The organism is Paenibacillus woosongensis, assembly GCF_030122845.1.
Classification (GTDB): domain Bacteria; phylum Bacillota; class Bacilli; order Paenibacillales; family Paenibacillaceae; genus Fontibacillus; species Fontibacillus woosongensis_A.
Window position 1 is genome coordinate 3,811,167 of the sequence record NZ_CP126084.1, and the last position, 14,035, is coordinate 3,825,201.

General features: G+C 47.1%; 6 protein-coding genes. 1 reads left to right on the top strand and 5 read right to left on the bottom strand.

All coding sequences use genetic code 11. The annotated features are described in order from the left end of the window. Positions 1-383 precede the first annotated feature (383 nt). Positions 384-1,277, top strand: coding sequence for a helix-turn-helix domain-containing protein (locus QNH46_RS17535; RefSeq protein ID WP_283925408.1), 894 nt, complete (start codon positions 384-386; stop codon positions 1,275-1,277). Between the two features lie 196 nt (positions 1,278-1,473). Here QNH46_RS17535 and QNH46_RS24635 read toward each other — a convergent pair whose 3' ends face one another. The 5 genes from QNH46_RS24635 to QNH46_RS17565 form a co-directional block, all read right to left on the bottom strand. After that, positions 1,474-1,569 (bottom strand): DUF2961 domain-containing protein, encoded by a 96-nt coding sequence (locus QNH46_RS24635; RefSeq protein ID WP_232282258.1) that lies wholly within the window; start codon positions 1,567-1,569, stop codon positions 1,474-1,476. Between the two features lie 306 nt (positions 1,570-1,875). Further along, the gene (locus QNH46_RS17550) at positions 1,876-7,527 is read right to left on the bottom strand and encodes an S-layer homology domain-containing protein (RefSeq protein WP_283925410.1); all 5,652 of its coding nucleotides are present in this window, start codon (positions 7,525-7,527) and stop codon (positions 1,876-1,878) included. Between the two features lie 110 nt (positions 7,528-7,637). After that, the gene (locus tag QNH46_RS17555; RefSeq protein ID WP_283925411.1) at positions 7,638-9,917 is read right to left on the bottom strand and encodes a GH32 C-terminal domain-containing protein; all 2,280 of its coding nucleotides are present in this window, start codon (positions 9,915-9,917) and stop codon (positions 7,638-7,640) included. Further along, on the bottom strand, positions 9,914-12,382 hold the full coding sequence (locus QNH46_RS17560) for a PfkB family carbohydrate kinase (RefSeq protein ID WP_283925412.1): 2,469 nt from the start codon (positions 12,380-12,382) through the stop codon (positions 9,914-9,916). Before QNH46_RS17560 ends, QNH46_RS17555 begins: the two co-directional genes overlap by 4 nt. Before the next feature lie 24 nt (positions 12,383-12,406). Further along, complete coding sequence (locus tag QNH46_RS17565; RefSeq protein ID WP_283925413.1) at positions 12,407-14,035, bottom strand: ABC transporter substrate-binding protein; 1,629 nt, start codon at positions 14,033-14,035, stop codon at positions 12,407-12,409.

The window sequence follows — 14,035 nt, forward strand, 5'->3', positions numbered from 1 at the left end:
TACCGGACAAGACCGTCGACAAAACCATACAACCACCAAGAATACCAGACCATAATTTCTCTTGCACATTCATGAAGTGATACCCTCTCAATAAAATACCGGTTTCCCCTCGTTCGATCCCAGCTTGATTCAGGTAGACTGCATGAATCATTGATAAATGGCAATCCGCTTAATGGCTGTTTTTTTGCCCAAACGTTCATGTCCTGTTCCTGATTTAATTTCATGACGAGATTGGCTTTCCTTGTCAATAATTTCTAATCAATGGAAACGATTCACTCATCACATATACATGCTATAATACATTTATGAATTAGTATTTAGGTAGAATTATTATTTATTTGTCATATATTGCTTTGAAAAACACTCTGAAGGGAAAGACTAATATGAACTTTCAACAATTATCGCCGTACATCCGATTAGCAATGGATAGTCATATCCCATTCCCTTGGTATTTAGAGGAGAGAGTTTTATTTGACTATGAGTTACTTTACGTTAAGGAAGGCAGAATACAAGTAACCGTCGAGAATGATGTTTTTATCGGTGAATCGGGGGACCTCTTTCTTTTTCGTCCAAAGCAACGGCACTCTATTAGAAAGTTAGGAACAGAATTAGTACGACAACCTCATTTACATTTTGATTTGTTCTATAAAGAGGATAGTCCGGATGTGAAGGTTTCCTTTAAAAAACTTGAAGATATGACTGCGGATGAAATGAAATGGTTTCGAAATGACGATCTTGAGCAAATTATCCCTCAGATTCCCAGTCACATTCGGTTAAGGAATACCTTGGTTATAGAAAGAATCATCTTTGAAATCATAAAAGAATTTCAAATGACGTTACCCTTTTATGAAATGAATATAAAAGGACTGTTTTTGCAGTTATTGAATGCACTTTTACGTGAAAACTACTGGAACTGTAATCCACATCTAGTAACCAATATGGGAGAAATGGAGCAGTTGCGGATGTACTTGAACCACAATATCGACCGAAAGGTAACCTTAGATGAACTTTCCAAAATTTCGGGAATTAGCAAATACTATATGATTTCATTATTCAAACAATCATTCGGGAAGAGCCCAATCCAATATCATCTTTTACTAAGAATAGAAAAGGCGAAGGAAATGATTCAGTTCACTAATGACCCGTTAACGCTCATTGCCGAAAGTGTCGGCTTTCCGGATATTCATTCCTTTAGTAAAGCCTTTAAAAAAATAGATGGAGTTAATCCTTCCTTTTATCGTAAGAAAAAAATCTATAAACATGAACATGAAGATTAGAATTATTCACTATATTCACCTGGAGAGCCTAACAGGAGGATGGTCTTAGTTTCACGAATAAAGGGTATTTCCTTTATATTTTTCTATATCGCCTTCAAAGGAATTCATGAAAGGAACATTGTCGCAAATTTGAAAACGATTCACCGAGGTGTGTCCATTGGCATCTAATTCAACAAAGGGCTGACAAGTAAATACGCTATCGAACATAGGAAAGGGCGGCCGCCGCCCAGGCATAACCAATGTAGTCCTCGCTACCCGTTCCAAATGTGGACGGAACGGTTTCACCATCCACAAAAAAACTTCTCGTCTCCTTCGCCCCAACACCAGTCAATGGTTTTCCGGTTTCCTATCCCATACCACCAGACCCCGGCTTCCTCTTCGGGCTGCTCCCAAGTGTTATATATATGAACATGAACGCCGCAGAATCTTCCCAGGCCTCTTGTCAGCAGCAGCAACCAATCAGGCCAGCGGTCAACTCCATTTCAGTCATGCTGTGTGAACTCCTACTTTGGTAAGATGATTCTCGGTATAAATCAGAGAAAGCCGGAGGCATGGCGAAGGCGGACATCACCTTGCTTCCCCGGCTTTCCCTTAACCGTTATTTATTAACTTTATCCAGCAGAAGTGAGATGATTTGCGCACCCTCCGCACGATTCACCGTTTCATGTGGCATGAATAACTGGTTGCCTCGTCCGTTAACTAATCCAAGCTCCTGTAAGGCAGCCACTGCATCTGAAGCCCATCCGCTTATCGTACCGGCATCCTTGAAATTGCTTTGACGATTAACAGCAGCCTTCTGTCCAGTATGAAACAGATATGCTTTATAAATCATAGATGCCATTTCTTCACGACTTATGGTGTCCTCCGGCGCAAAGGTATCATTGCTTCTTCCGGTTACAATTCCCGCTTCATATGCTGCAGCAATAGAAGAAACATACCACTTCGTGGGTGCTACATCCTTGAATGTAGTTGAGTTTGTTCCTGTTATTCCGAGTGTACGAACAATCAAAGAAGCGAACTCAGCTCTGCTTACATTTTGCTTTGGGGCGAATGCAGTTTCACTCACACCCAAGACAATTTGCTTCGCTGCCATCCTTTTTATAACATCATGGGCCCAAAAGGAGGCATTCACATCTTCAAATGATTTATCATACGTAAGGACGGCATTCTTGCTGAAATGACTCACATCCGCTATCCATTTACCCTCCACATAGGTTCCACCCACATAGTCCAGTCTGCCATTATCTGCGATGTAATAAATGCCCGTTAAATCTTGGTGGTAATTCTCCTGTGCGCTCAATCTGATGGTGACGGGTTTGGCGAATTTTTCAAGCTTAAGCTCCGTTCCATCACCCTTCACGATAGATAATTTGAAGTCATAGACCTCTCCTAAAGCTGATATGTCCGCTTTATTCTTGCTCTTGACACGTTCTATCAGTGCTTTCATCCGATCTGCCGATAATGTGTCTATTTCAAAGGAGATTTGGGCACGTTCAAGTTCTTCACTTGTAACCAGCCCTTGTAATTCCTTCAGTACCTCAGCGGGAACTTCGATCTCTGCTCCGCTATGTTTAATCTTCAAAGCATTCTTACCATCATTTGCCGCCGTTTTAACCGGGAACAGCACCTGCCGTTCACCCTTAGCCATTTCGAAGGACAGGCTATTTGGACTGGCTGGTTTACTTGGGTTAACTCCATTGCTTACAGTGCTGCCCGATTCAACAGGAATAGATGGAGCAGGATCGATCGGTTTTGTCGGTACTGTTGGATTGGTCGGATTTTTCACTCTAACCGGCACATTGAAATCATCAACATTAATATGCCCAAAACCGGCCGTGGATTGGTCAACCACCTTAATGTAAAGCTCTTCGCCGATATATTGCGACGCGCCCCAAACTTTCCGTTGATATTCCTCATAATTGGTTGCTGTCTCTTTAAATAACACTTTTTCGTCCGATACTCGGACCAATGCAACATATAACTTATCCAGATCACGCCCGCCGCTGACAAGGAAATTAATCTTACCATTCCCGCCAAGTACAAAATTTTGTGATTTCAGCGTTCCTGTTAAGCTGTCACCACCGGCTACCTCATTGAAACCCCACAAATGATACCCGCCTGGTATTTTCTGCGACGGATTGAAATAGATCGTATCCCAGAACAACTTAGCATCGGTCACATGGACATCCTGGAAGGCATCTCCTTCCGCTAGCCAGCCCGTTAAATCGCCTGTAGCAAAATCGTGGTTAGGCAGATCCGTAATATCAGTATACACCGAGTTGTCCCAGTCATCCGGAACATACACCGGAGCAGCCGGTTCACCCGTCAAGGCATTCATATTCCATACTTCCATCGACTTGACCGTGATATCTTTGTCAGCCCAAACCTTTAAGCCGAGTGAGTCGTACCGGCCTACGTAAACGCGGGTTGTCAGCTTCTTCTTATAATTAGCAAAGGCTTCTACTACCGAACGATCGAGGAAAATATGGAGCTTCAGATGTTCTCCGCCAAGTTCGACGTATCCGCCTTGAATGCCATCCACGCGCACATCCGGATCAATGCTGCTCTTGGTCCGATCCACATTGAAGGTTCCGTTCGTCTTGTCGTAGTATATCAGTGTTTCTTCCTGGCCGTTTTCGGAGCGTCTCACCTTAAGACCGAATTTCTGGGCTTCGCCCGGATCAATTTCCATCACAATCTCCAGCATGTCGCCTTTGACATTTTGGATCCATTGATTGGCGGCCTCCAAGTTTTTATCCGCAAAATCAACCAGTTTTGCCCCCCGGAGGCTCTGCATTTCTTGAATAGGCTCAATACGCAATTGATCATGACTATCCAGGCTTAGGGAAACTGGCAGCGCCAGATTATGAGCCCATCCGGCTTGATATTCCGCCTGCGGTGTTCTTACGTTTTGCACCATGGAGAAAACGACCGTTCTTCCGTCAGGCGTAACCATGCCGCTCTCTGCGGTCAGATAACCGTCGCCTACATCCAATTTGGAGGGTGCCTCCTGATCGGGTATAAATCTAAAATTGTCCCTGTCCCAGGTTCCAATCCAATAAAAAACTTCAACATCTCTTTGCACATCGTTAGATGGAGCAACATGCTCCGGTTTTTCATGGGGATTAACCATAAAAATATGCTGTTGCTTGCCTGTACTATCCCTGCCTAACGGCAGTAATACCGGTAGTTCCCATACCGTACCGAGCTCCGGATAAAGGTTTCTGTCACTAACGTATAGTGGCCCCTTATACTCCCAGTTGTACATATCGTCGGACACATACACCAAAGCTGTGCCGCTGCTGTAGTCTTGAAGGCCGGACGTCACTAACTGATACCACTTGTCTACCTCTTCGTCGTACCATACAAAGGGGTCCCGGAACTCATTGTGAATGCCATTTCCCTTCTGTTCCGTAACGGGTTCGGGATATTTCACCCAGTGCTCTAAATAAGGATCAGCCAAATCGGCCGGGGTCGCCAATCCTGTTCTTTGGTTAGGCGACAGAGAGTCGTTCCCGGCAGTATAGAAGAGTACCGGATTACCGTTGCGATCATATGTTGCGCTCCCTGACCATACTCCGTCCGGATCCAGGGTGCCCGCTTCGGGGGCCAGAGCAGGCCTCACATTTTCCCAGTGAACCATATCGTCACTCACCCAATGTCCCCAATGGATTTGATGCCAATATGGACCTTGCGGGTTATGCTGATAAAATAAATGGTATTTACCGTTATAATAAATGGGTGCATGCGCTTCATTCATCCAATTTTGCGGCGGCATCGCGTGGTACTGGGGACGATGCTGATCTCCATCAAACACACTCGGGTCCTCGTCAATATCGCCATTCGGAATTTCCGGAACCGATCCGCCATGAAGCGTTTTCACATTTTCATATTCAGCAAGGATCTCCTGAGGGGTAAGGGCTTTGTTTTGCAGCTTCACTTCGTCGATAAGTCCGCTGAACATATTATAGGAGAACAAACCTGCCAGCTCGACCGGTTTATTATTTTTACCGATCATCAGGTTTTCCGTAGATGGGGTGATCGGAATGTCCACAGGGGTGGCTTGGGAAGCGACTTCCTCGCCGTTCAGGTACAACTTCATCATCCCATCCTTTTTGTCGAAGGTAGCAGCTACGTAATTCCATTTGTATTTTTCTAGTGGATGATCTTCGACCCACACTTGAATCCAATGGCCGCCGATCCCGACCTGCATCGACCAAGTGCCGTGCCGGTACATGCCAAGCTCGAAGCCTTCCGCTTTATCCTGATTAGATTGGCTAATGATGGTGGACAGCTTGTTTCCGTCTCCCCATTCATAGCTGCGGGGGGCAACCCAAGCTTCAACCGTTAATGCGTCACGTGCCGGAACCGTATTCTCTGCCTTAATCTCAATGTAATTCGAATATCCATCGAAAAGCAACGCCCCGCCTTTTACTCCGCGCGAAGTCCACCTAGGGTCTTTAGAGGCCATATACCTGGCATCATTAAATACATAATACACATCATGCTCAAGATTGCTTACGTCCTCAAGGGCCTTCTTTCCTGTGCCTTCATCAAAATTCATGTAGAATATGTTGCCCACAGCGCGAGTCTCAAAAGCATCCACGGAAATGCTGGCTTGATTCGATTGATCGATTACCTTGATGTAAAGCTTCTTATTATAATGTTCTTGCATTTTCCACGAAATTCTCTCATTTGCCCGGATGTTCCCGGTCTTCTTGAGCAGCGTGTCAGTGTTGGCATCATATAGTGCAACGCAGGCATCCTGCGGATGATCGACACCTAAAATAGTAAAGTTAATCGTTCCCGTTCCCTGAAGCGTGAAAATACTAGAGGTGATCGAGCCCTGTCCCTCCAATGAGGATTTGGCATAAAAGTTGCCTTCTTTACCTGCCCCAGGTTCATCGGTTACTTGAAAAGCATTGCCTTCAACGGTCCAACCGTCAAAATTTCCGGTTTCAAAACCTGGATTCTGCATTTCGGTCGGCATGATGTTATCGGCCATGACTCCTTCTTGCGGAACAAGTTCATTGAAGGTGTTAAAGGCGTCCGCAAAGATGAGTCCCCAATCCGAAGCCCCTTTATCGACGATCTCAATATATAGCTTCTTTCCGATATATTTGGAGAGATCGGCTTTATATTGCTCCATATTCGCGAGTCTCAAGCCTTGCGCAGGATCCGGAAAGCCGGACTCGTTAAATTCGGTGTTTCCGTACCTGGCAATCAAGTCTCCCGAATCCGCATCGATCACGTTTACGTATACTTGATCCGTATGCTTGCCTCCTCCCAGTCTGAAGGTAATCCAGCCGGTTCCCCCAAGCTCAAAGGTGCTGGAACGAAGTACGCCGGTCGCAGATTCGTCATACTTCCAGCCGTTTAAGTGATAGGCGCCTTCCTGGTTATACGGAATCTGTTCCGCCCACCAGGTTGTTTCATCTGAAACGCTGTTTGGACCGAAAGCTTCGCCTTCAACGACTGTCCATCCCGATAAATCTCCGGTTTCAAAGCCGGGATTTTCAATTTGATAGCGTTTGAAGTCCGGCTTGATATCCGTGGCGACAATTCCCTCGGCCGGCTCGGATGGATGATACATGAAGAAGGCGTCCGCAAAGATCAGCCCCCAATCCGAGGTGGCATTATCGACGATCTCGACAAACAGCTTTTTACCCAAATGCTCTGAAAGATCCGCCTTATATTGCTCCATGTTAGCAAGCCGCATGCCCTGATCGGGATTCGGGAAACTCACGTCGGCGAATGCGCTGTTGCCATACCTGGCAATAACCTGCCCCGTATCGGCTTCTACGATATTTATAAATACTTTGTTAGGATTTTTTGCGCCGCCCAGCTTGAAGCTGATCCAGCCGCTTCCGCCCAGCTCGAAGGTGCTGGAACGAAGCACGCCGGTCGCGGACTCGCTATACTTCCAACCGTTTAAATGATAGGTTCCTTCCTGGTGATAAGGGATTTGCTCCGCCCACCACGTAGTTTCGTTCGATACGCTGTCCGGACCAAACGCTTCGCCACTGACTACCATCCAACCTGTCATATCCCCCGTTTCGAAACTTGGATTTTGAACTTGATAGACCGCATCCGTAACCGACCATCCCAGGCCCGGTTTTGAATCGAGAGCTTCCCCAAAGCTTGACCCCTGCTCGGCTGCTGCCGAAATTCCGGGAGAAACAAGCTGGAGCACGATCGCCCAAATAACCAGTCTGGAAATCCAACTCTTTTTATTCTTAACTTTTCTCATTCAAGAGCTCCCTTCATTATTCGAATAAAACGCTTTCAAAATGCAGGTGCAAACTTCCTGAATGCATATAACGTTCTATGCCTATCGGCAAGAAGCGCCGAAGCGCTTCTCTACCAAATAGACTGCATATCCCATACTTCCATAGATTTAACGATAAGCTCTCCATCTCCCCAGATCTCTAGCCCCAAAGAATCCCTACGGGTCGGATAGACCCGGGTCGTCAGGCTTTTCAATCCGTTAGCATAGGCTTCAACCATAGAGCGATCCAAATAGATATGAAGCTTCAAATTCTCACCTAACAGTTCCAGTTTGCCGCCTTGAATCCCTTTGCATTTTTCTCCTGGATGCAGCGTCGTCTTCGTCCGGTCCACCAAGAGTCTAGCTTCATTGAAATCATAGTACAGTAAAGTTTCCTCTTCACCATCCGGCGTACAACGGACCTTGATTCCGAGTTGTGACGCACGAACCGGCTCCAGTTCCACTTGAATCTCAAGCATGTCACCCTGAACGTCCCTTAACAACACATTAGCCTCGGCCAATGACTTGTCACGGATCGATAGCCGCTTAGCACCACGCAGAGACTCCAGCTCTTGAATCGGCTCGATTCCCAGCCGTCCATCCTCCCGCAAATACACGCTCAATGGCAAGCCTGCGTTATGAGCCCAGCCTGATTGATACTCCAGTTCGGACGTCCGGTCGCCTTGGGCGATCGTGAAGACGATGTTTCTGCCGGTTTTCGGATCCACCATTCCGCTCGGGCCGGTAAAATGGAAATCACCGACATCAATCAGTTCCGGTTCCTCCTGATCGGGAATGAACGAAAGATGTTCTTTATCCAGCCGCCCGATCCAATAGAACACCTCGACATCGGCGCCCTTTCCCACAGGGCTGACCAGTAAAAGATGCTTGTTCTCACCCTGCTTGTCGGTGCCAAGAGGAAGAAGGACAGGGAGCTCCCAGATCGGTCCAAGATAGGGGAACTTCTGAATATCCGCCTGATAAAATGGCCCTTTGTAAGTCCAATTCAGCATATCTTTGGACGCAAATGCCAGTGCAGCCCCGCCTTCGCCTTCGATTCCTGATCCAACTAAAGCATACCAGCCTTCATCGTCCTTCCACACGAACGGATCGCGAAAATCCCCGAATGCGCCCATTCCCTTCTCCTGTACGATGAGCGGCTCCGGATGCTTGATCCATTGAACCAAATTCGGATCGCCATCCCGGGAATAAGTGCTCCGGGCAAGCGCCACGCTCTGATTCGGCGAAGCACTGTCATTGCCTGCCGTAAAGAACAAGACAGGCAGACCGTCCGCATCATAAGTTGCACTTCCCGACCAGATTCCGTCCGGTGCAAGCTGATCCTTTTCAGGCGCCAGGGCCACCGGAAGATCACGCCAATGTACGAGATCCTCACTGACCCAATGCCCCCAATGGATATGATAAAAGAACGGCCCTAGCGGGTTATGCTGATAGAACAAATGATAATTCCCGTCAAAATAGATCGGCGCATGCGGTTCATTCATCCAATGGGCGGGTGGGCTGACATGATACTGCGGTCTGTGCCGGTCCTGCAGCAGAGGTGTCCGATCCAGCTTGATCTCATCATATTGCAACTGAGGCTTAATGCCCCCATGCACGGAATCAAGCATTTGCTGATAAGAAGCGGCCACTTCCTCTGCACTTAAGGCCCGGTTGTATATTTTCAATTCATCGAGGATACCGCTAAACATCTGGAGATTGAATATTCCCGCCCACACGCTGCTATGATTATTTTTGCCGATGAGCAAATCCGTGCCCGTGGCTTCAGCAAGGCGGGAACCGCTGGGCACTTCGGAATAAGCAATTTCACGGCCATTCAAATACAGCTTGATTTCGCCGTTATTCCCATCAAAAACAGCATTTACATAAGACCATTCATTCTTCGGCAGTTCACAGCCGTCCGGTGACCAAACTTCCTTCCAGCCCCCATCCTCGAGTCCAACCTGGAAAGACCAGCGGCCGTGTCTGAATATGCCAAGCAAATACCCCTGCTTGCAGTCCATATTGTGGCGGTTCACAATGGCAGCCAACTTGCCTTCATAGCCCCAATCATAGGAGCGTGGCGCAACCCACACTCCTATGCTTAGTGCCGATCGAAATTCCGGCCCGCCGTTTGTGGTTTCTTCACTGACCGAATGGGAAATAAAAGTCGAGTAACCGTCGAACAGGAGACCGCTTCCCGTTACTCCCTTTCTCCACTGCGGGCCGGTCGGTTCGGTAAACTCCGCTTGATTAAATACGTACTGAATCTCATTGCGGACACGGGATACATTCTCCAGAGCGCTTGCTCCCGCTCCTTCATCAAAAGGCCAATGCATGATTAATCCCTGGTCATCCATTGGGCAGCTCATGCATCATCCCTCCCTACAGTCAACTCAGCTGTGTTACCGGGAATAGTAATGGATTTAAGCGTATGGATCTGAAGCGAATCCAGTACTACCTGCCCTGATTTCGTGCTTACCTCGACATTCTCGATAGGAGCGCCAGGAAAAATTTGATCCGTCAGTGCAACCAGGCCATGATCCGCATACACTTCAACGGAATTGCGGTCCAGCCAGATATGCAGCTTGATCTTTCCGTTCAACGCAACGATTCTCGCACCGTGCTTGCATGCGAATGATGAGTGGAAATCCGTAACCCCCGATTTTGAACGGTCGATGAATATCCATTGATTCTCAGAGTCATATCCGATTACGATCTCTCCCTCCCCAGAGGATGTCAATCCGATATGAACTTCTTCACCGGACCGGATATCGATATCCGCTTCAATCTCTAGCAAATCCTCCTTCACCTTCTGCAAAAAAGGAGTCTTCGGCGTAACAGTGACGTCATTCCAGCGCATGGATTCTTTGCGAAGCTGTTCCGTTTCCCGGACTGGCATTTGGGTCAAACTCACACTTCCGTCCCGTTCGGTCAGTGACAAGGCGCGAGGTAGAGTCATAGCCCCTCTCCAAGAACCGGTAGGTGTCTCGTTGGCATACTTCCAGTTACTCATCCACCCGATGATTACACGGCGTCCGTCTTTCTCAGGTATATCCGACCAGGAAACTCCTGCATAATTGTCTCTACCATAATCCAGCCACATGATGTGATCGGCCGTATTGTCGTTAATGAATGTATTTCCGTCAAACTCTCCAATAAAATATTGCGTACGTGATCCTTCCGGACATCTGGGATTATCGCCGATGCTTATGATAAGTACCCATTTGGTACGCCCGGTGTCATCAATCGGCAATTCAAACAGATCAGGGCACTCCCAAACTCCGTCATGTGAACCTTCTCCTCTACCGAATTCACCGCTAAAAGACCATTCACGCAGATTTTTAGATTGGTAGAACCGGACATGATCTCCTGCCACGAGAACCATAATCCAGCGCCCGCTTTGTGAATGCCAGAACACCTTCGGGTCACGGAAGTCAACAAGCTCATCCTCTGCAAGTACGGGATTCCCCTCATATTTCTGCCAGGTTTGACCTTTGTCACTGCTGTAAGCCAAGCTTTGCCGCTGGCGCGGCTGTCCGGTCTCCGGATGTGTATCCGCATGGGTAAAGAGCGCAACCAATCCATGAGATTTTTCGAACAATCCGCTGCTATTTTTCCAGTCCACCACACAGCAGCCCGAGAAAATAGCACCGTGCTCATCCGGGAACAGGGCGATCGGCATATGCTCCCAATGTACCAGGTCTTTGCTTACCGCATGGCCCCAGTGCATCGGTCCCCATTTATTTCCGTAAGGGTGGTGCTGGTAGAATAAATGATAAGTTCCCTCGTAAAAAACTAATCCATTGGGATCATTCAACCAATGGGATGGAGGTGAAAAATGAAAACCCGGTCGGAAATATTCATCATTAACCTGTTGGTTGGAATCAATCATCTGATTTATTTCATCTGTCGTCGGCATTGCTCCAAGAGCCCCCTTTCGTGTTGTTACCAGCGCTCCGCCGGCATTAGCAAAAGTCAGCATGCTAGTGATTTGCTGGTTGGATAGATCATTCAGAGAGCTTCCTGCTTCCAGGATTTTATATAACAAGCAGCCCAGAAAGGCATCCCCGGCTCCTGTCGTGTCGATGACGTTTACTTGAAATCCTGGAACATATCCATCCTGCCCAGCCAATCGGTAATAGCAGCCTTTTTCCGCTAAAGTAACGACGATTAACGTGATATCAAACTGTTGCTGAAGCTCAAGTGAGCCCTTTTCCACATCATCTGTGCCCGTAATAAAAGCAAGCTCTTCTTCCGATATTTTTAAGATATCGGCATACATCAGGCCCCAAAGAATATTCTGCTTGGCCTCCTCCTGACTCTCCCATAACGCAAACCGGATATTCGGATCGAACGAAAGTAAAGCTCCTGCTTCCTTTGCCTTAAGAACTGCCGTCTTTGTTGCCGTCCGGGCCGGTTCATGAGTCATGGACAACGAGCCATAATGTAATACTTGGCACGTTTCAATCCTGCCCAGCGGAATATCTCTTGTGTGTAAGAAGGTATCCGCTCCCGGGCTCCGGAAGAAGCTGAAGGAGCGATCCCCTTTGTCATCCAAATGAACAAATGACAGCGTAGTGCTCGCTTCCTTCGTATAAGATACTCCAGTCACATCCACACCGATGTTAAGTAAAGTCTTCTGCAGCAAGGAACCGAATTGATCCTCCCCGACCTTGCTAACCAATGCCGTTCTTGCTCCTAATCGGGATAGCGCAGCGGCTACATTAGCCGGAGCCCCTCCAGGATTGCATTCAAACTGCTCGTTACCTCCCGCTGTACGGCCTGCCGGAGTAAAGTCAATCAATACTTCCCCGATCGCAATAACATCAAGCACAGTTTCTCCCCACCTATCCTCTAGTTATTTATTTTTTAAGTTTTCGTTATAACGATCAAGCCCGGTTTGATAAATTTCCATTAAGTCATTCAGGCCCATCTTCTCCAGTGTCTTCACATAGTTGTCCCACTGTTCATTCACGCCGCCATCAACAATGAATTTAGCTCTTTGCGTATTTACGTATTTGATCAATTCAGGCTCAATCTTGTTGATTTTGTCCAGTTCCTCTGGTTCAAAGAAGATGCTTGGATAGTTTTCCTTTTCCATGTACGGATTGTAATATTGCTCCAAATCTTTAGCACGCTGCTGGGCCCGCAGCTCCATGTCTACAATTTTTCCGAAATCTTCAAAAGTAATGACGCCTGGTCCGCCCGAACCCGGAGCAACCTTTTGGCGAAACTCACCTGCGGAGATTCCATCCGGAACCGGCAAGTTCACCAACTTACCGCTTTCATCCTTCTCAAATACGACGTCCAGCGGGCCCCAATGGATTTGAGCGGCCATATATGGTTCATACTGCTGATCGATCCAACGCATGGTGATTTCCGGGTTCTTATTTTCTTTGGTAATAACAAAAGCCCCTCGTCCTGGACCACCGCCATTGGCACGTCCGATTGTCTGACCTCCATTCGGCCCTTTCAGCGGAGACAGCAGAACATAATCCTTACTGCGCTCAGTCCCGACAACCTCATCGATTTCCCACCAGATATAAGATCCAAGTGTCTCATCTGTTGTTTTACCTTTTGCCAGATATTGTGCTGCGTCCTGGGTAAAGGATTCTGGATCAATCAGGCCCTGTTTATACCATTTTTCATGAAAATACTTAAGAGCTTCCTTATATTCAGGCTGATTTGCGGTGAAAATGACTTTTCCATCGCGTACGACTCTATGCTCCAGGTTATCCGGAAGTCCGAAGGCGCCGAAAATTCCGGCAATATCCATACACCACTGCATATGCATAAAGCTGAGTGGGATTTCATCCTGCTTTCCATTGTCATTTGGATCCTGAGTTTTAAAGGCAAGCAGTGCCTCCGTGTATTCATCCAGTGTTTGCGGCACTTTCAGACCCAGCTTATCAAGCCAGCTTTTGTTGATGACGTGAAAGAAGGGGTTAGTTCCAAGATTATTATCTTCCCAAGACGGCAGCCCATAGATATGCCCATCCGGCGCCGTAATCGATGATTTGATATCTGGCCGTCGTTCGAAAAGCGCTTTCAAGTTAGGTGCATATTGATCAATTAAATCCTCCAACGGAATAATGGTTCCGTCTTTACCGTAATTGATTAGCTCGTAGTCGGTAAATCCAGCTGCATAAAATGCATCCGGCAAATCTCCGCTTGCGAGTAACAAGTTTTTCTTCTCTGCATAATCGGTGTCAGGAATGTTCTCCCATTTGATCTTGATGTTTGTTTCCTTTTCCAGCCGCTTGAAAATTTCCATTTCCGAGAACTCCGGCGCCAATGCAGCTTTCGGGGATACCATTCTTAATGTCACTGTATTGTTCACAATTGGAAGGCCGGTTTTGTTGAAATTTGTATTTTGAACCGGGCTGCTTTCCTGTTTTTTTGACCCGTTGCCGTTTTCCGAACATCCGCTAAGCACAAATGCTCCGGCTAATACAAGAATTCCTGCTTTTTTAAATAAAGACTTCAC